Annotated in this window: 24 protein-coding genes; 11 read left to right on the forward strand and 13 right to left on the reverse strand. The window is 53.0% G+C overall.

Annotated features, from left to right (window positions below):
• On the reverse strand, nucleotides 1-1,257 hold the full coding sequence (locus HV127_RS24650) for a CmpA/NrtA family ABC transporter substrate-binding protein (protein ID WP_182239452.1): 1,257 nt from the start codon (nucleotides 1,255-1,257) through the stop codon (nucleotides 1-3).
• A 246-nt stretch (nucleotides 1,258-1,503) separates the two neighbouring features.
• Nucleotides 1,504-2,694 carry a nitrate regulatory protein NasR gene (gene nasR, locus HV127_RS24655; protein ID WP_182239454.1) on the reverse strand — a complete coding sequence of 397 codons (1,191 nt, stop codon included), beginning with the start codon at nucleotides 2,692-2,694 and terminating at the stop codon, nucleotides 1,504-1,506.
• Between the two features lie 68 nt (nucleotides 2,695-2,762).
• On the opposite strand from nasR, the gene HV127_RS24660 reads away from it, so the two are divergent.
• Both HV127_RS24660 and HV127_RS24665 read left to right on the forward strand, forming a co-directional pair.
• Complete coding sequence (locus HV127_RS24660; RefSeq protein WP_110274188.1) at nucleotides 2,763-3,116, forward strand: DsrE/DsrF/TusD sulfur relay family protein; 354 nt, start codon at nucleotides 2,763-2,765, stop codon at nucleotides 3,114-3,116.
• Between the two features lie 239 nt (nucleotides 3,117-3,355).
• A complete protein-coding gene (locus HV127_RS24665) occupies nucleotides 3,356-3,598 on the forward strand; it encodes a DUF1883 domain-containing protein (protein WP_110274189.1) in 243 nt (80 codons plus the stop codon).
• Between the two features lie 35 nt (nucleotides 3,599-3,633).
• Here HV127_RS24665 and HV127_RS24670 read toward each other — a convergent pair whose 3' ends face one another.
• Both HV127_RS24670 and chaB read right to left on the reverse strand, forming a co-directional pair.
• Nucleotides 3,634-4,314 carry a gamma-glutamylcyclotransferase gene (locus HV127_RS24670; protein ID WP_181485863.1) on the reverse strand — a complete coding sequence of 227 codons (681 nt, stop codon included), beginning with the start codon at nucleotides 4,312-4,314 and terminating at the stop codon, nucleotides 3,634-3,636.
• A gap of 150 nt (nucleotides 4,315-4,464) precedes the next feature.
• Nucleotides 4,465-4,695 (reverse strand): putative cation transport regulator ChaB, encoded by a 231-nt coding sequence (gene chaB / locus HV127_RS24675; protein WP_112213375.1) that lies wholly within the window; start codon nucleotides 4,693-4,695, stop codon nucleotides 4,465-4,467.
• 265 nt (nucleotides 4,696-4,960) lie between these two features.
• Here chaB and chaA point away from each other — a divergent pair, with 265 nt between their 5' ends.
• Nucleotides 4,961-6,061 carry a sodium-potassium/proton antiporter ChaA gene (chaA, locus tag HV127_RS24680; RefSeq protein WP_110274192.1) on the forward strand — a complete coding sequence of 367 codons (1,101 nt, stop codon included), beginning with the start codon at nucleotides 4,961-4,963 and terminating at the stop codon, nucleotides 6,059-6,061.
• A gap of 86 nt (nucleotides 6,062-6,147) precedes the next feature.
• On the opposite strand, the gene kdsA is transcribed toward chaA, so the two are convergent.
• The 6 genes from kdsA to hemA are packed head-to-tail and all read right to left on the reverse strand — an operon-like array spanning nucleotide 6,148 to nucleotide 11,469.
• The gene (kdsA, locus tag HV127_RS24685) at nucleotides 6,148-7,002 is read right to left on the reverse strand and encodes a 3-deoxy-8-phosphooctulonate synthase (RefSeq protein WP_110274193.1); all 855 of its coding nucleotides are present in this window, start codon (nucleotides 7,000-7,002) and stop codon (nucleotides 6,148-6,150) included.
• A gap of 39 nt (nucleotides 7,003-7,041) precedes the next feature.
• Nucleotides 7,042-7,854, reverse strand: coding sequence for an invasion regulator SirB1 (sirB1, locus tag HV127_RS24690; protein WP_112213372.1), 813 nt, complete (start codon nucleotides 7,852-7,854; stop codon nucleotides 7,042-7,044).
• 3 nt (nucleotides 7,855-7,857) lie between these two features.
• Nucleotides 7,858-8,250 (reverse strand): invasion regulator SirB2, encoded by a 393-nt coding sequence (gene sirB2 / locus HV127_RS24695; RefSeq protein WP_182239456.1) that lies wholly within the window; start codon nucleotides 8,248-8,250, stop codon nucleotides 7,858-7,860.
• Nucleotides 8,237-9,088 (reverse strand): peptide chain release factor N(5)-glutamine methyltransferase, encoded by an 852-nt coding sequence (gene prmC, locus HV127_RS24700; RefSeq protein WP_182240812.1) that lies wholly within the window; start codon nucleotides 9,086-9,088, stop codon nucleotides 8,237-8,239. The genes sirB2 and prmC overlap by 14 nt, the downstream gene beginning before the upstream one ends.
• A complete protein-coding gene (gene prfA / locus HV127_RS24705; RefSeq protein WP_182239458.1) occupies nucleotides 9,088-10,170 on the reverse strand; it encodes a peptide chain release factor 1 in 1,083 nt (360 codons plus the stop codon). Before prfA ends, prmC begins: the two co-directional genes overlap by 1 nt.
• Nucleotides 10,171-10,212: 42 nt before the next feature.
• Nucleotides 10,213-11,469: a glutamyl-tRNA reductase gene (gene hemA, locus HV127_RS24710; RefSeq protein ID WP_182239460.1), complete on the reverse strand. Its 1,257-nt coding sequence runs from the start codon at nucleotides 11,467-11,469 to the stop codon at nucleotides 10,213-10,215.
• 273 nt (nucleotides 11,470-11,742) lie between these two features.
• Between hemA and lolB the strand changes: the two genes are divergently transcribed.
• The 4 genes from lolB (at nucleotide 11,743) to dauA (ending at nucleotide 16,137) form a co-directional block, all read left to right on the forward strand.
• Entirely contained in the window at nucleotides 11,743-12,354 is a 612-nt protein-coding gene (gene lolB / locus HV127_RS24715) for a lipoprotein insertase outer membrane protein LolB (protein ID WP_182239462.1), read from the forward strand.
• On the forward strand, nucleotides 12,354-13,202 hold the full coding sequence (gene ispE, locus HV127_RS24720) for a 4-(cytidine 5'-diphospho)-2-C-methyl-D-erythritol kinase (RefSeq protein WP_182240814.1): 849 nt from the start codon (nucleotides 12,354-12,356) through the stop codon (nucleotides 13,200-13,202). The genes lolB and ispE overlap by 1 nt, the downstream gene beginning before the upstream one ends.
• A gap of 183 nt (nucleotides 13,203-13,385) precedes the next feature.
• On the forward strand, nucleotides 13,386-14,333 hold the full coding sequence (gene prs / locus HV127_RS24725) for a ribose-phosphate diphosphokinase (RefSeq protein WP_110274385.1): 948 nt from the start codon (nucleotides 13,386-13,388) through the stop codon (nucleotides 14,331-14,333).
• Between the two features lie 124 nt (nucleotides 14,334-14,457).
• Nucleotides 14,458-16,137: a C4-dicarboxylic acid transporter DauA gene (gene dauA / locus HV127_RS24730; RefSeq protein WP_182239464.1), complete on the forward strand. Its 1,680-nt coding sequence runs from the start codon at nucleotides 14,458-14,460 to the stop codon at nucleotides 16,135-16,137.
• On the opposite strand, the gene HV127_RS24735 is transcribed toward dauA, so the two are convergent.
• Both HV127_RS24735 and ychH read right to left on the reverse strand, forming a co-directional pair.
• Entirely contained in the window at nucleotides 16,138-17,184 is a 1,047-nt protein-coding gene (locus HV127_RS24735; RefSeq protein WP_182239466.1) for a MerR family transcriptional regulator, read from the reverse strand.
• Nucleotides 17,185-17,388: 204 nt separating this feature from the next.
• Nucleotides 17,389-17,664: a stress-induced protein YchH gene (gene ychH / locus HV127_RS24740; protein WP_004103160.1), complete on the reverse strand. Its 276-nt coding sequence runs from the start codon at nucleotides 17,662-17,664 to the stop codon at nucleotides 17,389-17,391.
• Between the two features lie 272 nt (nucleotides 17,665-17,936).
• Here ychH and pth point away from each other — a divergent pair, with 272 nt between their 5' ends.
• The 4 genes from pth to HV127_RS24760 all read left to right on the forward strand — a co-directional run bounded on the left by pth (nucleotide 17,937) and on the right by HV127_RS24760 (nucleotide 22,462).
• Nucleotides 17,937-18,521 carry an aminoacyl-tRNA hydrolase gene (pth, locus tag HV127_RS24745; protein WP_182239468.1) on the forward strand — a complete coding sequence of 195 codons (585 nt, stop codon included), beginning with the start codon at nucleotides 17,937-17,939 and terminating at the stop codon, nucleotides 18,519-18,521.
• A 117-nt stretch (nucleotides 18,522-18,638) separates the two neighbouring features.
• Complete coding sequence (ychF, locus tag HV127_RS24750) at nucleotides 18,639-19,733, forward strand: redox-regulated ATPase YchF (protein WP_110274204.1); 1,095 nt, start codon at nucleotides 18,639-18,641, stop codon at nucleotides 19,731-19,733.
• 858 nt (nucleotides 19,734-20,591) lie between these two features.
• Entirely contained in the window at nucleotides 20,592-22,031 is a 1,440-nt protein-coding gene (locus HV127_RS24755) for a sugar porter family MFS transporter (protein ID WP_182239470.1), read from the forward strand.
• The gene (locus tag HV127_RS24760; protein ID WP_112213362.1) at nucleotides 22,028-22,462 is read left to right on the forward strand and encodes a PTS sugar transporter subunit IIA; all 435 of its coding nucleotides are present in this window, start codon (nucleotides 22,028-22,030) and stop codon (nucleotides 22,460-22,462) included. The genes HV127_RS24755 and HV127_RS24760 overlap by 4 nt, the downstream gene beginning before the upstream one ends.
• Nucleotides 22,463-22,592: 130 nt before the next feature.
• On the opposite strand, the gene uraH is transcribed toward HV127_RS24760, so the two are convergent.
• Nucleotides 22,593-23,003, reverse strand: coding sequence for a hydroxyisourate hydrolase (gene uraH / locus HV127_RS24765; RefSeq protein ID WP_182239472.1), 411 nt, complete (start codon nucleotides 23,001-23,003; stop codon nucleotides 22,593-22,595).
• Nucleotides 23,004-23,228: the final 225 nt, after the last annotated feature.

Here is a 23,228-nt window from a genome sequence, read left to right on the forward strand (position 1 = left end):
TCATGCCCCCTTACGTTGAATCGCGAAACTACGGGCGTAACCTTCCGGGTCGACCCCATTCCAGACTTTGCCGTCCAGCAACGTGCTGCTGCGCATCAGTTGCGTTGGTGTGCTAATACCACCCACCGCCTGTGCGGCCTCTTTCCAGACGTCAATACGATTTATGCGCTGGGCCACCGCCAGGTAATCCGGCGCCGACTTCAGCAATCCCCAACGGCGAAACTGAGTCAAAAACCACATACCGTCCGAGAGCCACGGGAAGCTCACTTCACCCTGCGCGTAGAAGCGCATCGGGTGCGCATCCTGCCAGCGGCGACCGATACCGTTGTCGTATTCGCCGAGCATGCGTCCGGTGAGGTACTGCTCTTTAGTGTTCAGCCATGCGCGCTTAGCGAGGATCCGTGCCGTTTCACGGGTGTTATCCGCCGAGGCTTCAATCCAGCGCTGAGCCTCCATCACCGCCGCCACCAGCGCGCGCGCGGTGTTGGGATTGCGCTCAACCCATTCGCTGCGAGTACCGAGAATTTTTTCCGGATGTTCCGGCCAGATATCCTGCGAGGTAGCAGCGGTAAAGCCGATGCGATCGTTAATGGCGCGCGCGTTCCACGGCTCGCCGACGCAGAAACCGCTCATATTGCCGATGCGCATATTCATCACCATTTGCGGCGGCGGCACTACCACGGTGCGCACATCCTCAAAGGGATTAATTCCGCCGCTTGCCAGCCAGTAGTAGAGCCACATCGCGTGGGTGCCGGTGGGGAAGGTATGCGCGAAGGTGTAGCTGCCCGGCGCGCTATGGCCGATCAGTTTTTTTAGCCCGCTAAGGTCGGTGACGCCCTTCTCCTGTAGCTCGCTGGAGAGGGTAATGGCCTGGCCGTTGCGGTTAAGAGTCATCAGGTTAGCCATCGCCTGCGGTTTACTGGCGATACCCAGCTCGAGGCCGTAGAGCATGCCGTACAGAATGTGCGCCGCATCCAGCTCTCCGGCGACCAGCTTGTCGCGCACCGCCGCCCAACTGGCCTCTTTGCTCGGCACGAGGGTAATGCCGTGCTTTTTATCAAACCCCTTCAGGGAGGCAATGGCTAAGGGCGCGCAGTCGGTCAGCGGAATAAAACCCACCCGCACGGTGGTCTGTTCCGGCTTATCCGAACCTGCCGCCCACGCCGCCTGCATCATGCCGGGCAGCAGCATCGCGCCGCCCAGCGCGGCCCCTGCCTGTAATAAACGCCGCCGTGAAATCGAAAACTTATCGCCCATAACCGCTCCAGAAACGCGCAAAAAAAAGCGCCCGGCAGTGCTTACGCACTGCAGGACGCCTTTATCCATGGACACACGCACCACCATTGGCCCGTTGCCCAAAACTTTTATTCACTCGTTTTATTTAATGCAAAGCCGATGCCAGATTTGCACAGGGCCATTTTCCGCCCTTTTCACCACGTCAGCCGTTCGGCTCGCAGCAATATTGCACCGTCGGCTAGCAGTAAATGCCCACTGATTGTGCATCTACTCCTTTGGGGTTACTTGCCATAACGACTTCACCGTCAGCAGCGCTCGGGCTATCTCCACCATGCGCTGATTCTTGTCCATCGCCATTTTGCGCAGCGCCTGCCAGGCCTGCTCCTCCTGCATTCCCTGGTGTGCCATCAGCACGCTTTTGGCTTTTTCAATCAGCTTGCGCTCTTCCAGCGCATCCTTTAACGACGCCAGTTGCCCGGAGAGCTGTTGCAGCTCGTGGGCCTGCTGACGAACCAGCGGCAGCAGCTGCTTATCCAGCCGATGGGAGACGCTATCGCTGACATTCGCATCCTGCCAGTCAGTTGGCGGGGCCTGTTCTTCTCCCAGCAGGGCGTCGGTCGCGTTAAGCAGGTCAACAATCAGCAGCTCTTCCACTCCGCGCAACTGCTCCAGTCGCTGAGTCTGGGCGCAAAACCAGCGCAATGCCGTTTCGCCATCATCCGCAGGAGGTTGGCGAGTACAGGCAATACGCCGCAGCTGTTCGATTTCCAGGCTGGCCTGACACTGTTCAGCAAACAGGGTCGTTTGCGGGGGATGAGCCAGGGCCAGGAAGCTGTCAAAGCAGGGCTGCTGACCGTCAATACGGTCCACCAGCTGCTGGCGCAGTTCACCGCTAAACTGCCCGCGAGCAAAGCCCAGCGCGCCCAGCGCACGCTCCTGCCCGGCCAGCTCTTTCCCCTGCATAAAGCTGTAGAGCGCCACCATGCGCCCGGCGATTTGCGGATCGTCGATGCTGTCATTGAGCTGCGGGACAATATTCAACAGATGGCGGATGATAAGGCTAAATTGCCCCGTCGCCTCCTCGGCGGCAATTTTCTGACCGCGCACGCGCTCGCGTAGGACCGTGAGCTGCGTCAAGTACCAGACCGCGCTGGCGATACGCCAGCACAGCGCGCTGCTGGCTGAGCTGCGGGCTGGGTCGAGCGCCGCATAGAATAGCGTTAATTGTTCATCCACCAGCGCCGCACCCGCCCGGCACTCCGCGGCATAAAGTCGGCCTCCCGAGCACAACCAGATGTTTGACGCACCTCGCTCACACTGAAGCATATGCACCAGAGCACTGATTTGACTTGCCAGTTCCCCCTGCTGCGCCAGCTGATGCAACTGCTGTCTCTGCAATCGACGCGCACGTGCAAACCAGTCGCCCACCTCGGGCGCATTGCCAGCCATATTATTCATACCCTTCTCCCGGGTTAACGCTTTATACTTCAGCCAAGCAATAACCGTGCCTTATAGAAGGAGTCCTTATGCAACGTGTTGTGATTATCGCTAACGGTGCCGCCTACGGCAGCGAATCCCTGTTCAACAGCCTGCGTCTGGCTATCGCTCTGCGTGAGCAGCAATCCGACCTCGAACTCAAGCTATTTTTAATGTCTGATGCGGTCACCGCCGGTCTGCGCGGCCAGAAACCGGCGGAAGGCTACAACATTCAGCAGATGCTGGAGATCCTCACCGCGCAAAACGTGCCGGTGAAGCTGTGTAAGACCTGCGCCGATGGCCGGGGAATCAGCACGTTGCCGCTGATTGACGGCGTGGAGATTGGTACGCTTGTTGAACTGGCGCAGTGGACGCTGGCGGCGGATAAAGTCCTGACCTTCTGAAGAATCTCTTTTAAACGGGATTAAATATCAGGCTGGCGGCGTTTATTGATGGAAAAACAATGCCAGCTGAATGCTTTCAGGAACAACGTCATTTTTGTTTAATCTTTACTCCTTTTGTTGATCAAAATCAGCATCTGCATCCCTCCCCTTTGGTGTTATGCATAGACCAAAGTGTGAACCATATCACGCGTGGAAATGGGCAGGCAGGACGCTGTAGACAGAAACGGGGTTGAGATTAAATGGCAATGGTAAAAGCAAGTTTAACGTTGTTTGGTGGTGATACGTTGGTGGTGCGTTGTTCCGAACGCTGCCACATTCACCTGATGAGCGCCAAAGTTCCTGGCGATAGTCATGCGGATATTCTGAGTGTGCAGGACAGAGATAGCGCGTATCTGACCGTACCTTACAATGGTACCTGGAACGTTCTCATCGATAGCCACAGCCAGTCGCTGGAGCACTCAATCAGCTACGTTCCCGCCTGATAGCAAACGCCCGGTTTTCCCCGGGCGCTTCATTCTTAAGCCAGCCCCGGCTGGCTATTATCCCCAAGCAGATTACGCACCTTGCTGACCAGGTCATCAAGGCAGTCATCGTGCATGCCGAGCTTGCACAGCTCCTGCTCAAGGGAGAACAGATACTGGGCATTGGTGCCAAGCGGCCCGCTGGCGCGAGCTATCAGCGGCGCAATCACCTGGGCGCTGGTGTCCGCCTCAAACAGCGGATGGCGCGGGTCCATAATAAACACCAGCGCGTTCACGGTGCGCCCATCATCCAACTCCAGTTTGCACCAGGTTGGCAGATAGCAGCCGGTGATCATTTCCCGCTTCCACAGGAGCGTCAGCTCTTCTTCCAGGGTTTCATCAGGCAGGCGGTAGGCTACGCCAGTCGTGCGTCCACCCTCTTTCAGGGCCAACATACGACCCGGCTGATTTGCGCTACCGCGCCCGGCGGTGAGCCGCAGGCAAAACGCACGGTGCCAGCCAGGCAGCGTGCCGGTACAGGATTCACTGTATTCAAGCGCCGGGTTCCACATCAGGGAACCATAGCCAAAGATCCATACCGAGCCATCGTCCGGACGACAGGCCAGGGTCGCAGCCAAAGAGGCTGCCCGTTGCTCTGCCGACCAGAGAAGCGATTCCTCAATAGCGCCAAACGCTGTTTTACAATCCGCATTCAGTAAGAAATCACGAGTTAACACTTTCTACTACCTCCACCACTGCCCGCTTCCCGGCGATTATCTGATGCCATCCATGAAATATTGCCGAATTATTATCCAGCTTTATTTGACAATAAGCAATGAACGCCCGGTGGGCAAGGGCTCAGGCAGCAGATGACGCAGTAAAAGTGATTATTTCTTCTTATGCCACTTATCATCGTCGCCTTTTTCATAATCATTTTTTACCGCCGCCCAGGCGACTTTATGCGCCGTTTCTTCACGGCTGGCGTCATCTCGTCGGTCTTCTTTGTGTTTGTACTGATCCCAAGCGCTATTAAACGCTTCTTTATAGATCTCCTGGGCATGTGCGGGCAGGACGTGCTGAACGCTCTCGGGTAATTCACTTTTGCTGCGATAAGGCATCATAACCTCCAGATTGCGTATGAACATTAAGTCTGGAAGGTAATTTTCTGGTTGGCAAGGCGATAGATAAATGGGAAATATGTTTTAGTAATTATCTGAATAATAAATACAAAAAAACAGTAACCGCAGTTTATGGCAATCTATCAGTTTTATAAGGAAAGAGTGGTAAATTTAAGTAAAAAAACAAATTAATTTCATCAATGTCTGTTATTTTATTAACTTACGCTATCTATAATTATAACACCTGCACACCTGGAGATAATTCATGACCGAAGCACATGAGGCGGTAAAAACCCGCCACAAGGAGACCACCCTCGCCTTTCCGGTTCTGGCGCTGGCGGTGCTGTTTTTTCTGGGAAGCAGCCAGTCACTGCCAGTGGTCATTGCAATAAATATTCTGGCGCTGGTCGGGATTCTGAGCAGCGCATTTAGCGTAGTACGCCACGCCGACGTTCTGGCGCATCGCCTCGGCGAACCCTATGGCTCGTTAATTTTGAGCCTCTCGGTGGTTATTCTCGAAGTTAGCCTGATTTCCGCATTAATGGCCACCGGCGACGCCGCGCCAACCCTGATGCGCGACACGCTTTATTCGATCATTATGATCGTCACCGGCGGTCTGGTGGGCTTTTCACTACTTCTCGGTGGGCGTAAATTTGCCACCCAATATATGAATCTGTTCGGCATCAAACAGTACTTAATCGCCCTGTTCCCACTGGCAATTATCGTGCTGGTTTTCCCGATGGCGCTACCGGGGGCCAACTTCACCACTGGACAGGCGCTGCTGGTCGCGCTGATATCTGCTGGGATGTATGGTGTATTTCTGCTGATTCAGACCAAAACCCACCAGAGCCTGTTTATTTACGAGCACGAAGATGACAGCGACGACGACGACCCGCATCATGGCAAGCCGTCTGCGCATAGCAGCAAGTGGCATACCGCCTGGCTGCTGGTACATCTGGTTGCGGTTATCGCCGTCACCAAGATGAACGCCAATCCACTGGAGACTCTGCTGACCAGCATGAACGCGCCTGTGGCCTTTACCGGCTTCCTGGTCGCCCTGCTGATCCTCTCCCCGGAAGGCCTTGGCGCGCTAAAAGCGGTACTGAACAACCAGGTTCAGCGGGCGATGAACCTGTTCTTCGGTTCGGTGCTGGCAACGATTTCCCTGACGGTTCCGGTGGTGACGTTAATCGCTATACTCACCGGTAACGATCTACTCTTTGGCCTTGGCGCGCCGGAGATGGTGGTGATGGTCGCCTCGTTGGTGCTATGCCATATTTCCTTCTCTACCGGGCGCACCAATGTACTCAACGGCGCGGCGCACCTGGCGCTATTTGCCGCCTACCTGATGACTATTTTTGCCTGACTCTCCCCCGGCTGCGTAAGCTTGCTGGGGACATAAAAAAGCCTGCCGGTTTTGCAACGGGCAGGCTTTTGTCATATCAGGGGCAATTACTTGCTGGTATCCAGCTCATCAAAGCCTTTGACCAGATCGTCAATTGCTTTCATTTGCTTGAGGAACGGCTCCAGTTTATCCAGCGGCAGCGCGGACGGACCATCGCATTTCGCGTGTTCCGGATCCGGATGCGCTTCAATAAACAGGCCCGCAATACCAACCGCCATACCCGCACGCGCCAGTTCGGCAACCTGCGCGCGACGACCGCCGGAAGCTGCGCCAAACGGGTCACGACACTGTAGCGCGTGGGTCACATCGAAGATAACCGGTGAGTTGTTGGACGATTTTTTCATCACGCCAAAGCCCAGCATATCGACAACCAGGTTGTCGTAGCCGAAGTTAGCACCGCGATCGCACAGAATAATCTGGTCGTTACCGCCTTCGATAAATTTATCGACGATGTTACCCATCTGGCCCGGGCTCACGAACTGCGGTTTCTTAACGTTAATGACCGCACCGGTTTTCGCCATCGCTTCGACCAGGTCAGTCTGGCGCGCCAGGAACGCTGGCAGCTGGATAACGTCAACCACATCAGCAACCGGCTGCGCCTGGCTGGCTTCGTGAACATCGGTGATGATTTTCACACCAAAAGTCTGTTTCAGCTCCTGGAAAATCTTCATCCCTTCTTCCAGACCCGGCCCACGATAGGAGTGGATGGAAGAACGGTTAGCTTTATCAAAAGAGGCTTTGAACACATAGGGAATGCCCAGCTTCTGCGTGACGGTCACATAGTGTTCGCAGATACGCATCGCAAGATCGCGGGACTCCAGCACGTTCATCCCACCAAACAGAACGAATGGCAGGTCGTTTGCTACGTTGATATCACCAATGCTAACCACTTTTTGTTTCATAAGTTCGCCTTATCAGGGTGTAACCGGATTGGTTTCAGACTAATGCAATGTAATTTGTTTATGCGAAATGGTGTTGATCTGCGCGCGGATCATTTCGCTGATCGGGTCTTCCGGGCACTGCTCCACGAAGTAGTTGAGATCCTGCAATGCCACATGATCGCACTCAAGCTGGGCGTAAATCAGTCCACGATCGCGAATTTCATACGGGTCTTCTGGATTGAACTGCAAAAGCGCCTCGCTGGTGCCTAACGCCAGTTCCATCTGCCGCTCTTCCATCAGGGCTGATTTCAGAGTATCAAGCAGTTTGTGGATCACTTCCGCGTTATCAGCCTCATCGAGATCCTCATTAAACAGCTCGGCAAGCGGACTAATATTGCCCTTCAGCCAGACCTCCAGAGTGTGCTCGTTCAGGGTTTCGCCATTGAACGGGTTGATAAGCCACATCTCTTCGCTCTCTTCGGGATCGGCGCGAAGCAGCATCTGCGTTGGGAAAATCACCGGTACAACCGGCAGCGACAGACGCTGAGCTATCCACAACAGGACAGCACCTAACGACACCGCGCTGCCCTGTCGGTTGTTCAGAACCTTATCAATCCACAGAGCGTCGGACAGGCGGTAGACGCCGTGGGATGCGCTGAATCCCCAGTCCTTGTAAAAAAGTTCCAGCAAACGCTCGATCTGGCGTTCCTGATCCCAGGAAGAAGCAATCTCCTCCTGCGCCAGACCTAGCAACCGCTCCAGTTCATCCTGCACATAGTGCGTCGGAAAATCGTCGCGGATTAATTCGGAAATGAGGACCATGCCATCACATAATGGCGCTTTATTAAATTCGAAATCAGCTAACGACCTCATGACTTACCCCAGTAACGGTATTCTTGTGATGGCGAGTTGAATGATGATGAACAACACCACCAGGGCCAACAGAAAGGCGATAAACCGACTCTGCTGGCTGCGCGGGCGACGACGGCCCAACGCGATAAAACCCAATGCGATATAAATGATAACGCCAAACAGCTTTTCAGTCAGCCATGTACCGTCCTCGGTAAACGGCAGATAGTGCGTTATTGCCATTAATCCTGCGCCGCTGAGAAACAGCACGGTATCGCTACAGTGCGGCGCAATGCGTACCCAGCGCTGATTGAGCAGACGATTACCGCTCCAGCTCCACCAGTAGCGCAACACGAACAGGCTGACCGAGACCACCACGCTGGCAATATGCAGATACAGCACGGCGCTAAACAGATTCATGCGGCCCTCCCGGTATCAGCCCCAACGTCAGACGTTCGTTATCTCCGTAATCGCGGCAGGTGGAGACATCGAGGTACCCGGCCTCGCGAAATAACTCGCGCACCACTTCACCCTGCGTCCAGCCATGCTCCAGCAGCATAACGCCGCCAGGGACGAGGAAACGACGGCCTTCACGGATAATATGCGCCAAATCAGCCAGTCCACTGTCGGCAGCAACCAGCGCCGTTTTTGGCTCAAAGCGCACATCGCCCTGTTCAAGATGCGGGTCGGTTTCGTCGATATAGGGGGGATTGCTGACTATCATGTCGAATTGCTGCCCGGCGAGCGCGCTGAACCAGTTGCTTTGCCGCACGGTGACGTTATCGATAGCGAGATGAGCGACGTTGCGCTCGGCCAGCGCAACCGCATCAGGCATAAAGTCGACGGCTGTCAGCAGACAGTCCGGGCGTTCGCTGGCTAACGCCAGAGCGATAGCGCCAGTGCCGGTGCCGAGATCGAGGATCCGGCACGGTGCCCCAGGCAATCGCTCCAGGGCCTGCTCAACCAGACATTCGGTGTCCGGGCGCGGAATAAGCGTCGCCGGGGAGACAAACAGCGGCAGCGACCAGAACTCACGCTGACCGACCAGGTGAGCCACCGGCTCACCCTGCGTGCGACGGCTGAGTAGCGTTTCCAGCTCAGCTAACTGTTGCTCCGTCAGAGTCGTTTCGTCAAACGCGAGAATATAAGTCCGCGCTTTGCCGGTCACGTGGCCGAGCAAGATTTCGGCATCCCGGCGCGGACTTTCGCTTTGGCTCAGGCGGGTTATGGCCCGGGTCAACCACTGCTGAAATGTCATCATTCCTGCTCGGAAAGCGCTGCCAGCTGATCGGCTTGATATTCCTGCACGATCGGCTCAATGAGCATATCAAGTTTTCCTTCCATCACCTCATCCAGACGGTAAAGCGTCAGGTTGATGCGGTGGTCGGTGACGCGCCCCTGCGGATAGTTATAGGTGCGATTACGATCGCTGCGATCGCCGCTGCCCAACAGGTTACGGCGTTCAGAGGCTTCCGCCTGATGGCGTTTAGCCACTTCCGCAGCGCGAATACGCGCGCCCAGCACCGACAAGGCTTTGGCTTTGTTTTTGTGCTGTGAACGTTCGTCCTGGCACTCGACGACAATACCGGTCGGCAAGTGGGTAATACGAATAGCCGAATCGGTGGTGTTAACGTGCTGACCGCCAGCACCCGAAGAGCGGAAGGTATCAATACGCAGATCGCCCGCGTTAATTTCAGGCATTTCGGCTTCCGGCAGCTCCGGCATCACCGCCACGGTACAGGCAGAAGTATGGATACGCCCCTGAGACTCGGTTGCCGGTACGCGTTGAACGCGATGACCGCCAGATTCGAACTTCAGGCGACCATAGACGCCATCGCCGCTGATCTTGGCAATCACTTCTTTAAAACCACCATGTTCGCCTTCGTTAGCGCTCATGATTTCAACACGCCAGCGGCGGGCTTCGGCATAACGGCTGTACATACGGAACAGATCGCCTGCGAACAACGCTGCTTCATCACCGCCGGTACCGGCGCGCACTTCGACAAAAGCGTTACGTTCGTCATCCGGATCTTTTGGCAGCAGCAGAACCTGCAGCTGCTGTTCCATCTGCTCGCCTTTTTCTTTCGCTTCACGCAGCTCTTCCTGCGCCATTTCGCGCATTTCCGGGTCGTCGAGCATCATCTGCGCAGTTTCAATATCACCCTGCAGCTGACGCCAGTCGGTATAGCAACGAGCCACGTCGCTCAGCTGTGCGTACTCTCGCGATAATGCGCGAAATTTATCTTGATCGGCGATGGTCGCAGCGTCGCCGAGTAGCGCCTGAACTTCCTCGTGGCGCTCGTAAAGAGCTTCCAGTTTGGCAACAATAGAAGGCTTCATAGGCGTGAAATCACCCTGTCCTAAAAAAGAGAGAAAGGTGCGCTATTCCAGCCCGAGGCTGTTGCGCAGAATATGCAGGCGTTCATCATCCCCGTCACGGGCAGCCTGCTGAAGAGATTTGGTTGGCGAGTGGATCAGGCGGTTAGTCAACTTACGTGCCAGGTCCTGCATGATTTCCTGCGCATCGCCGCCCTGGCTCAGCGCAGCAAGCGCCTTCGCCGTCAGCTCGTCGCGGACCAGCTCAGCCTGGGAACGATATTCGCGGATAGTCTCGCTGGCGCTCTGGGCACGCAGCCAGGCCATAAATTCGCTGGTTTCCTGCTCGACAATGGTTTCAGCCTGCACCGCCGCGGCTTTTCGCTGCGCCAGATTATTCTGAATGATGTTTTGTAGATCGTCCACGCTGTAGAGATAAGCGTTCGCCAGCTTACCAACTTCGGGTTCAACATCACGCGGTACCGCGATATCTACCAGCAGCATCGGCTGATTACGGCGCGCCTTCAACGCGCGCTCCACCATCCCTTTGCCGATAATAGGCAGCGGGCTGGCGGTAGAGCTAATAATAATGTCGGCTTCTTTCAAACGTTCGTCGATATCACTCAGGGAGATGACCTCTGCGCCGACTTCTTCGGCCAGCGCCTGAGCACGCTCACGGGTACGGTTGGCAATCACCATCTTGCGCACCTTGTGCTCACGCAAATGGCGGGCCACCAGTTCGATGGTTTCCCCGGCGCCGACCAGCAGCACCGTGACGCTTGACAGTGATTCAAAGATTTGACGCGCCAGAGTACAGGCAGCAAACGCGACGGAGACCGCGCTGGCACCGATATCAGTTTCGGTACGCACGCGTTTGGCCACCGAGAACGACTTCTGGAACATGCGCTCCAGTTCGCTGACGTTCAGATGCCCGCGGCTGGAATCGGCAAAGGCTTTTTTCACTTGTCCGAGGATCTGTGGTTCGCCAAGCACCAGCGAGTCCAGTCCGCTGGCAACGCGCATCAAATGGCTGACCGCATCGTTATCCTGGTGCCAATAGAGGCTTTTACGCAGTTCGTCTTCATTCAGGCCATGATAGTCGCACAGCCAGCGAATCAGGACTTCCTGGAGGTTATCCTGCTCTTCAACGCTGAGGTAAAGTTCCGTACGGTTGCAGGTCGACAGCACCACCCCGCCCTGCACCATTGGCTGAGCCAGCAAGCTCTCCAGCGCCTGGTCGAGCGTATCCGGCGAAAACGTTACGCGTTCTCGCAGCGCTACCGGGGCTGTTTTGTGATTAATGCCAAGAGCTAAAAGGGTCATTGTGAGGGAGTAGTACCAGCGTTGCTAAGGTTAGTCTGGGGGCATCATACAGGATGCGCGTAATCAATAAAAGAGAGCCTCCCCTTTTGGAGTAATAGCTAATCAGTAATAGCCATTAACGGTAATTTTTTGATTTCAGACAACTTGAACGTAGACGCTACCGCCCGGCGACGCTAGCATTAAAGGTTATTATTGTAACCCGCTACACAAATCGGCCGCGACTTTATCCCATTCGCCGTATTTCACTGTAGACATCAAGGATTTGTCATCATTATGAATCGACTGTTCCGCCTGTTGCCGCTGGCAAGCCTCGTTCTGACCGCCTGTACGATTAACGCTCCGCAAGGACCAGGTAAAAGCCCTGACGCTCCGCAGTGGCGTCAGCATCAGCAAGATGTCCGCAATCTCAATCAGTTCCAGACACGCGGCGCTTTTGCTTACCTCTCAGATGAACAAAAAGTGTATGCCCGCTTCTTCTGGCAGCAGACTGGCCAGGACCGCTATCGTCTGCTGCTGACTAACCCGCTCGGCAGCACAGAACTGTCGTTGACCGCGCAGCCGGGCAGCGTGCAGATGATCGACAATAAAGGACAGACCTACACTGCGACCGATGCAGAAGAGATGATTGGCCGCCTGACCGGGATGCCGATTCCGCTCAACAGCCTGCGCCAGTGGATTATCGGCCTGCCGGGTGAGGCGACCGATTACGCTCTTGATGACCAGTATCGTCTACGCGAGCTGAACTACACGCAAAATGGCAAGACCTGGCATGTCACCTATAGCGGCTACACCACTGATACGAAACCCTCACTTCCTGCCAATATGGAACTCAACAACGGCAGTCAGCGCATCAAGCTGAAAATGGATAACTGGATTGTGAAATGATGACCCGCTGGCCCTCTCCTGCGAAGCTGAATCTGTTTTTGTACATTACCGGACAGCGCGCCGATGGTTATCACACGCTGCAGACGCTGTTTCAGTTCCTTGATTATGGCGACACGTTGACCATCGAAACGCGTGATGATGGTCAACTGCGCCTGCTGACGCCGGTGGACGGCGTGCCGGATGATGAGAACCTGATTATCCGCGCGGCAAGGTTATTAATGCAGGCAGCCTCTGAGCGCGGGACCCTGCCCGCAGGCAGCGGCGCCGACATCAGCATCGATAAGATTCTCCCCATGGGCGGCGGTCTCGGCGGCGGCTCGTCCAATGCCGCCACCGTGCTGGTGGCGCTTAATCATCTATGGGGCTGCCATCTTTCAGAGGATGAACTGGCCGCTTTAGGTTTGCAGCTAGGTGCTGACGTGCCGGTGTTCGTTCGCGGTCATGCGGCTTTTGCCGAAGGCGTGGGTGAAATCCTGACGCCGGTAGAGCCAGAAGAAAAGTGGTATCTGGTCGCCCATCCTGGGGTCAGTATTCCAACACCGATCATTTTTCGCGATCCGGAACTTCCTCGTGATACCCCAAGCAGGTCAATTAATACGTTATTAAAATGTAAATTCGGCAATGATTGCGAGGTTATCGCAAGAAAACGTTTTCGCGAGGTTGATGCGGCGCTTTCCTGGCTGCTAGAATATGCGCCGTCGCGCCTGACTGGTACCGGTGCATGTGTGTTTGCTGAATTTGACACTGAATCCGCCGCTCGTCAGGTGCTTAAAAAAGCCCCGGCATGGCTGCATGGCTTTGTAGCGCGAGGTGTTAACATCTCTCCGCTCAAGCAATCGCTGCTCTAAGTCCTGCTGAATTTAGCAAAAAACGGCGAGTACGCCGGGGATACTGAGTTACGGTGACAACGTCACCCTGTTCCAGACGTTGCATCGAGCTCTTTAAATACACCGCCTGGATGGAATCGTGCCGACCCGCACAGTTCTTGGCCCGTTTCATCCACCACTGGACGCATGCCTGAGGTTCTTCTCGTGCCTGATATGAAGCTTTTTGCTGGTAACGCTACCCCGGAACTAGCACAACGTATTGCCAACCGCCTGTACACTTCTCTTGGCGACGCCGCTGTAGGTCGTTTTAGCGACGGCGAAGTCAGCGTACAAATCAATGAAAACGTACGCGGTGGTGATATTTTCATCATCCAGTCCACTTGTGCTCCCACCAATGACAACCTGATGGAATTGGTTGTTATGGTTGATGCTCTGCGTCGTGCTTCGGCAGGTCGTATCACCGCTGTTATCCCTTACTTCGGTTATGCTCGCCAGGACCGTCGTGTTCGTTCTGCTCGCGTACCTATCACCGCAAAAGTGGTTGCCGACTTCCTGTCCAGCGTTGGCGTCGACCGTGTCCTGACCGTTGATCTGCATGCAGAACAAATTCAGGGCTTCTTTGATGTTCCGGTTGATAACGTATTCGGCAGCCCAATCCTGCTGGAAGACATGTTGCAGCTGAATCTGGATAACCCGATTGTGGTTTCTCCGGACATCGGCGGCGTCGTTCGTGCTCGTGCTATTGCCAAGCTGCTGCACGATACCGACATGGCTATTATCGACAAACGTCGCCCGCGCGCTAACGTCTCTCAGGTGATGCACATCATCGGTGACGTCGCTGGTCGTGACTGCGTGATGGTTGACGATATGATTGATACCGGCGGTACCCTGTGTAAAGCAGCAGAAGCACTGAAAGAACGTGGCGCTAAACGCGTATTCGCTTACGCAACGCACCCGATCTTCTCAGGTAATGCTATCCAGAATATCCAAAACTCTGTGATTGACGAATTCGTCGTCTGCGATACCATTCCACTGGCACCAGAAATCAAAGCGCTGGCAAAAGTTCGTACTCTGACGCTGTCTGGCATGCTGGCCGAAGCGATTCGTCGTATCAGCAACGAAGAATCCATCTCTGCCATGTTCGAACACTAATCGAGCCCGGCATAAAAACCCGCTGCGGCGGGTTTTTTTGTCTCTAAACCTAATTTGTATGATTAATGCCTCCTTCACCTGCCATTCAGTTGACAGATGATGCGCTCATGGATGAAACATTATTGTGAATAGATTATTTTCCTCACATGTGATGCCTTTCCGCGCCCTCATCGACGCTTGCTGGAAAGAAAAATATACCGCATCGCGATTTACCCGCGATGTCATTGCCGGGATTACCGTCGGGATCATCGCTATTCCGCTGGCGATGGCGCTGGCAATAGGCAGCGGCGTAGCGCCACAGTACGGACTTTATACCTCCGCTGTCGCCGGGATCGTCATCGCACTATCCGGTGGGTCGCGCTTCAGCGTCTCAGGACCAACCGCTGCCTTCGTGGTCATTTTGTACCCGGTTTCGCAGCAGTTTGGCCTTGCGGGGCTGCTGGTGGCGACGTTAATGTCGGGGGTGTTTTTAATTCTTTTCGGCCTGGCACGCTTTGGTCGCCTGATTGAGTACATCCCGCTGTCGGTCACGCTCGGTTTTACCTCCGGGATTGGTATCACCATTGGTACCATGCAGATTAAAGATTTCCTCGGCCTGCAGATGGCCCACGTGCCTGAACATTATTTGCAGAAAGTCGGCGCACTGTTTATGGCCCTGCCGACGATTAACCTCGGTGATGCGGCTATTGGCGTGGTCACGCTAGGGATCTTAATTTTCTGGCCACGCCTGGGGATCCGTCTTCCAGGACACCTTCCAGCTCTACTGGCAGGCTGTGCGGTGATGGGCGTAGTCAACCTGGTTGGCGGCCACGTCGCCACTATCGGCTCTCAATTCCACTATATTCTCGCCGACGGCAGCCAGGGCAACGGTATTCCGCAACTGCTGCCGCAGTTGGTTCTGCCGTGGGATATGCCCGGTTCGGACTTTACGCTCAGTTGGGCCTCGCTGCAGGCACTGCTCCCGGCGGCGTTTTCGATGGCTATGCTGGGGGCGATTGAATCGCTGCTCTGCGCCGTGGTACTGGATGGCATGACCGGCACCAAGCATAAAGCCAATAGTGAACTGATTGGCCAGGGCCTTGGCAACATCGTTGCACCGTTCTTCGGCGGTATTACCGCCACTGCCGCCATTGCCCGTTCAGCAGCAAACGTCCGTGCTGGCGCAACCTCACCGGTTTCCGCCGTGATCCACGCCCTGCTGGTGATCATGGCGCTACTGGTCCTCGCGCCGCTGCTTTCCTGGCTGCCGCTTTCCGCGATGGCGGCGCTGCTGCTGATGGTGGCATGGAATATGAGCGAGGCGCATAAGGTTGTGAACTTACTGCGTCACGGCCCGAAAGACGACATTATCGTGCTGCTGATGTGTATGTCGCTGACCGTGCTATTTGATATGGTTATCGCCATCAGCGTGGGCATCGTGCTGGCCTCACTGCTGTTTATGCGCCGGATTGCGCGCATGACTCGCCTCGCGCCGGTCAACGTTGAAGTGCCTGAAGATGTGTTGGTGCTACGCGTGATAGGGCCACTGTTCTTCGCTGCCGCTGAGGGGCTGTTTACCGATCTGGAAACGCGGGTTGAAGGTAAACGTATCGTTGTGCTGAAGTGGGATGCGGTGCCGGTGCTGGATGCCGGTGGACTTGATGCCTTCCAGCGCTTTGTCAGTAAGCTGCCGGAAGGCTGTGAGCTGCGCGTCTCTAACCTCGAGTTTCAACCGCTGCGCACTTTGGCGCGCGCGGGCGTTAAACCGATTGCGGGCCGCCTGAGCTTTTACCCGGATCGTAACGCCGCGCTGGCGGACATTTAATTACCTGGCGGCAGGCCCCTGCGCCTGCCGCATCATCACCCCTATAGCCTGCTGAAGCCAGGCAAGCACCTCCGGGGTCATCCACGTTCCCTTCATCAAATGCGGCTCCTGCTCCATCGCGTAGCGAAACTTCTGCTGAGTTTGCGGGTTATCCCCGGCGTAAGATTGAAACAACGCCAGCCAGCGTTGTGCAAGCTGCTGTCCTTGCGATGAAGCCGGTGTCAGCTGTTCGCGACACGCATAATGCAGTTCCGCCACTAACGCCGGCCATTCCAGCAGCCGATCGAAATAGTGCTGCCGGGTGAACGCCAACTCCTCGGCGTTCAGATAGCGCGCCCAGATTTCCAGTTTACTTTCCGCAAAAGCGTGAGTGATAAAGTCAATGATCTGCGGGGTAACGCCGGTTTGTTCGCACATCTGTGGTTCGGCGGCATGCATTTCATTCAGCCGGGTCAAAAATTCAGGCCGTCCAGCGGTATCCTGCTCTAACTGTTCCATCCAGCGGGTCGCCAGACTCATCGCCTGAGGGGCATCTGACGGGCATTGCTTGCGCATTAATCCCTGAACTTCATTAACCAGCGCCCGCCAGGCTTGATTACGTTGCTCATCCTGTTCCGCGAACGGCAGCACCTGTAGTTCCTGTTGACTAAACCAGCGATCGTACATTTTCATTAGCTCCAGCATCTGTAGCCAGGATTCCAGATCGGGGTCGCTTCCCCTGTCTAACTCATCGCGCAGCAGCGCCAGCCGTTCGCGTAGCGTTGAGATGGTTTGTAGCTGCCGATCAAGAGTGGTTATCTGCTTGACCAGCAGGTCAGACAGCGAGAAAGCATCCCTGGCGAGATAGTCCTTAATAGTGGCGAGTTCCAGCCCGGCCTGAGCCAACACCTTGATCGTATGCAGCCGCTGAACGGCCGCCAGATTGTATAGCCGGTAACCCGCCGCGCTTCTGGCTGAAGGGGTCAGCAATCCTGTTTGTTCATAGTGATGTAGCGTGCGAACGGTTATTCCGGCACGCTTCGCCAGTTCTCCCACCTGAATTAACATGACTGCTCCTTTCGTTTACCAGTGACGCCACACTGCTGTCTGACGTTACGTCAGGGTCAAGTGCTAAGTATACGAATTTGGATCACGCCGTAATATTCAAAAAGGGTAACGAAAGGGAAATTTAGACGACAATAGAGGGATAGCCTGCCCAGGCTATGATAGAACGCACCAGCCGTACTGAACGGCTGGTGGAATGGAATTCACTCAGCTGTGGCGATGCTGATCGCGGCGGCAGCGTTTGTCGTAATGACGAACCCACCAGTATCTGTCGCTGACCTGTTCATGGCCGCCGATACGCGCACCTGCCAGCCACAGAACCGCGCCGACAAAAATGCTTAAGATTGCGCCATGCGCAAAAAACTGCGGCAGGTCAAGCTGCGGAAGCTGGTTTAGAATAGAGTAACCAACGCCGACAACCATGACGACCAACCCCAACCCCATCAGCACATTACCGAGTAACGAAGCGTTTCTGCGTTTCATATGTCACCTCCGGAACCTTGGGTTGCATGGGAATATCCCCAAATCTTGTAGGTATAGTATAGACAATGACCAATAAAGCGATTGCGTGGACGATCACATAAGCGAACATCAAACCAACAAAAGTTTACAAATAACCTACTGAACTACATCAAATTCTAATTGTTCAAACCCGAAACCATCATGACATGCAGCGTTTCGCTGGCAGAATTTTGTCAACCGCGCGCGCAGACAGTACACTACGCGCCAGAGAACGACCCACTCAGGATAGAAAAGTGACCATAAAATTGATTGTCGGCCTGGCCAATCCCGGCGCTGAATACGCCGCGACCCGACATAACGCCGGTGCCTGGTATGTAGATTTATTAGCTGAGCGCAACCGCGCACCGCTGCGCGAAGAGAGCAAATTCTTCGGCTACACCTCACGGATTAACCTTGCTGGCGAAGATGTTCGTCTGCTGGTTCCCACCACCTTTATGAATCTTAGCGGTAAAGCCGTATCGGCAATGGCAACCTTCTTTCGCATCAATCCAGATGAAATTCTGGTGGCCCATGATGAGCTCGACCTGCCGCCCGGCGTAGCTAAATTCAAACTTGGCGGCGGCCATGGCGGCCATAATGGCCTGAAAGACATCATCAGCAAACTGGGTAATAACCCGAACTTTCACCGCTTACGTGTGGGAATCGGTCATCCGGGCGATAAAAATAAAGTTGTCGGTTTTGTTTTGGGGAAACCGCCCGTTAGCGAACAGAAGCTCATTGATGAAGCTGTTGACCAAGCGGTGCGTTGTACCGAAGTTTGGCTGAAAGAGGGTCTCACTAAAGCAACCAATCGATTGCACGCTTTTAAAGCGCAATAACCAGTCGACGTGCGGAATTTTTGCCGCGCACGGTGTATAATAGGCAAAGCTATTTACTTTTCTACAATCTGCTCACTGTAACAGGTTGATTATCCAAAGATTAAGGTGATTTAAATCATGGGATTCAAATGCGGTATCGTCGGTTTGCCCAACGTCGGCAAATCCACCCTGTTCAATGCGCTCACCAAAGCGGGTATTGAAGCGGCCAACTTCCCCTTCTGTACCATCGAGCCGAACACCGGTGTCGTTCCGATGCCCGATCCGCGTCTGGACAAACTGGCTGAAATCGTCAAACCGCAGCGTATTCTGCCAACCACCATGGAATTCGTCGATATCGCAGGTCTGGTAAAAGGCGCGTCTAAAGGCGAAGGTCTGGGTAACCAGTTTCTGACCAACATTCGTGAAACCGAAGCTATCGGTCACGTGGTGCGCTGCTTTGAAAACGACAACATTATTCACGTTAACAATAAAGTGGATCCGGCTGACGATATCGAAGTTATCAACACCGAACTGGCGCTGTCCGATCTGGACACCTGTGAGCGCGCCCTGCACCGCGTACAGAAAAAGGCCAAAGGCGGCGATAAAGACGCTAAAGCTGAACAGGCGGCTCTGGAAAAATGCCTGCCGCAGCTGGAAAACGCCGGTATGCTGCGTGCGCTGAAAAACCTGACCGAAGAAGACAAAGCAGCGATTAAATACCTGAGCTTCCTGACCCTGAAGCCAACCATGTATATCGCTAACGTCAACGAAGACGGTTTTGAGAATAACCCGTACCTCGATAAAGTGCGCGAAATCGCGGCTGCGGAAGGTTCTGTGGTGGTTGCCGTTTGCGCCGCTGTTGAATCCGATATCGCTGAACTCGACGATGCCGATCGCGAGGAGTTCATGGCAGAACTGGGAATTGAAGAACCGGGTCTGAACCGCGTTATCCGCGCTGGTTACGAACTGTTGAACCTGCAAACCTACTTCACCGCTGGCGTGAAAGAAGTTCGTGCGTGGACGATCCCAGTAGGCGCAACCGCACCGCAGGCGGCAGGTAAAATCCACACCGACTTCGAAAAAGGCTTTATCCGCGCCCAAACCATCGCCTTTGAAGACTTTATTACCTATAAAGGTGAGCAAGGTGCTAAAGAAGCCGGGAAAATGCGTGCTGAAGGTAAAGATTATATTGTGAAAGATGGCGATATCATGAACTTCCTGTTCAACGTCTAATCTCTTTTTATCACTAAAAAATCCACGCAGATGCGTGGATTTTTTATGCCCCGACTCATACAAGATACATTTGAATTAGCGGTCACAAGTCAAACAGTAAAGATCCGTGCCCCTACCCTTTACCACTTCTCTTGCCAACCCAGACTTACCATCCAGGTGCTGCCGGGAGTGGCTTTCAGCCCATCAAATTTCGAATAAAATATAAAATAAATACAAAAATAGAATTTTAATTTCATTAATGAGCTTTAATAACAAATGTGATACATATCATAAATTTAACATTAGATCCTAAAAAACCATAATCCACAATCTTTTAAATGTTAAAAAATAACATTTAATATCAATATGTTATAAAAAACACATTGTATCTGACGCCATGAGTACTCATTCGGACCTATCACAATCGAAATGAAATTTCCAAAATGTGATCTATTTGCATTTTCATTTCAAAATTAAATGCCATAATCTCACCTCACTAAACGCACTTTGATTACGCTAAGGTGCAGCAGAAATCCTAACCCCCCGGAGGATTCCATGAGAGAAGTGAGATCAGAATTTATTGGTACCGTCTATGTTTGCGGTTGCCATACCACCACCAGTTCACACGAAAATGCTACCGGGGACATTCTGTACGCCAACGATCCCGGAGGAAAAAACCCTACATATACTAATGATTCATCATTAATCAAAAGAAGCCTCTTTGACCGGATTTATTTAGCGAATAACCAAAAGAGCTAAGTAGCACAAAGAACAAAAATCATTTCATGCCCGTCATATGCCAGCGAACTAAAAGATCGGCCATGGCTGGGGGTGATTTATTTTTATCTTGTGCCGTTAATCAAAACAAAAGGTATAAAAATGTCTCTTATAATGAATCTGAACCTACAACAGAGAAAACGACTACACCAAATAACTTTAGTAGCAACATTTGGCGGCCTGCTATTCGGTTACGACACCGGAGTTATTAATGGTGCATTTTCCTCACTGAAACAATATATGGCTCTGACACCAACCACAGAAGGTCTGGTGATGAGCGTGTTGCTGATCGGTGCCGCCTTAGGTAGCGTTTTCGGAGGGAAGTTCGCCGATTTCTTTGGCAGAAGAAAGTACCTGCTCTTTTTATCATTTGTTTTTTTCATCGGCGCACTAATGTCCGCACTTGCTCCAGATATCACGGTTCTTCTTATTTCTCGTTTTATTCTGGGTTATGCTGTCGGTGGTGCCTCAGTAACCGCGCCAACATTTATTTCTGAAGTCGCACCAACGGAAATGCGCGGTAAACTGACTGGCTTAAACGAAGTGGCGATTGTTATCGGACAGTTGGCCGCATTTGCCATCAACGCTATTATAGGCATTGTCTGGGGCCACCTCCCCGAAGTCTGGCGATATATGCTAATGGTACAAACCATACCCGCCATCTGCCTGTTTATCGGTATGTTGCGCTCGCCTGAAAGCCCTCGCTGGCTGATCAGTAAAAACCGCCATGAAGAAGCCCTCGAAATATTAAAACAAATCCGCCCGCTCGAACGTGCGATGAAAGAATTCAATGACATCACAACGTTAATTAAAATCGAAGCAGATAAAAAACTGGCTAATAAAAACTCTTTTGTAACGATTCTTCAGACACCGTGGATTCTCAAATTACTCATCGTTGGCATCGTTTGGGCCGCCTTGCAGCAAACCACCGGCGTCAACGTCATTATGTACTACGGCACGGAAATCCTGAGTACTGCGGGGTTCTCGGAAAGAACTTCATTGATATGCAACGTGCTCAATGGCGTATTTTCAGTAGGTGGCATGATATTCGGCGTGATGTACCTCGTTGACCGTTTTAAACGCAAGACCATCATCATCTACGGCTTTGCTCTCATGGCGACCCTTCACCTGATTATCGCTGGCGTAGACTACACCCTCGTCGGTGATATTAAAGCCACAGCAATCTGGCTGCTGGGTGCGATGTTCGTTGGGGTCATGCAGGGGACAATGGGCTTTATTACATGGGTGGTTTTAGCCGAACTCTTCCCTCTGAAATTCCGCGGATTATCGATGGGTATCTCGGTATTTTTCATGTGGGTAATGAATGCGATAGTCAGCTATCTGTTCCCTTTATTACAGGCCAAGCTCGGGTTAGGCCCGGTGTTCCTTATCTTCGCTGCCATTAACTATTTAGCTATCATCTTTGTCATAACAGCGTTGCCAGAAACATCGAACAAATCGCTGGAACAGTTAGAAGAAGAACTTTCATCGAATAAATATGATGCACGACTCAACACAGCGACAAAGGAAAGCGGATTATGATTGATAATATTACGCTGGATAATTTGCACTTATCATGCCAGGCCAAAAATAAGGCCGAAGTTCTTTCCATGATTGGTGCTGACTTCAGAAAAAAGGGATATGTCAGCGAGGATTGCGTTGTTTTCCTCAACGAGAGAGAACGTCAGGTCTCTACTTTTTTAGGTAACGGCATTACGCTGCCGCATCTTCCTAAGTCAGCAACCAATATCATTGTTAAAAGCGGAGTGGAAATCTTTCAGTTTCCTGATGGCGTAATCTGGGATAGAAGCAATGTCATGTTCATTGCTATCGGCGTTATTGCTAAAGAGAGCGAGCATATCGATGTCCTGAGAGAGATCGCCTCTATTTTTAGCGATGAAATTATTGCCAGAGCGTTGTCACTCATCTCCAACAAACAAGATTTCCTGAAAATACTGCAGCAGCATCAATAGTCCTCGAATGACCAGGCCTGCTTACTCGCAGGTCTGGTCCTGGTCCTCATCACCTGCTGAGCATCCCTTCTTTTCAGCTATAGTAGCTCTCATCATACCTTCCATGATGCGGGACGATGAGCAAGAGTGCTTAACTCCCTTTGTAGGTAGAATAGCCGTACTGACTCAACAACAGAGGAATATGCAGTTTTTCATTAGTACGGGTAACGGTGAACAGTACCGGAATCTCCGGGAAGAATGACTCCAGCTTTTGGTTGCGGAATTGTTCGCCCGTTTTAAACGTCACTTTATAAATTCCCGGCTGCATATCCTCCTCTAAGGGATAAAGCGATTTAATGCGGCCATCGCTATCAGTTTTGCCATTTGCTAGCTGAGTCCAGTTATTCTGCTGCTGTTTTTCAAGCGTAACCGTAACCCCCGATGAAGGAAGACCGGTTTGCTGGTTAAGAATGTGCACACTCAGAGTTCCTGCAGGAGCACTAAGCGCAGCTGGAACAATTGACATGGTAGATAGCAGAATCAAGCTGGAGAGTTTTTTCACGATGTTTTCCTGTGGTTTAAATAACATGGAAACGTTAGCACCGTTACCCCGGAAATATATTCAACATTCTGTGATAACCAATTTACAAGCATCCGGCGAGTTCACAGCTGAAGTCAGGCAGCGTGCATCGGGGGAAATAGATTTTTCCTAATATACAGCGATTATTACCACAGCGAATGAAACGCCGAAAGCCTGGACTACACTTAATTTTCACCGAGTTGATAA

The sequence above is a fragment of the Klebsiella sp. RHBSTW-00215 genome, assembly GCF_014103785.1.
Lineage (GTDB): Bacteria > Pseudomonadota > Gammaproteobacteria > Enterobacterales > Enterobacteriaceae > Klebsiella.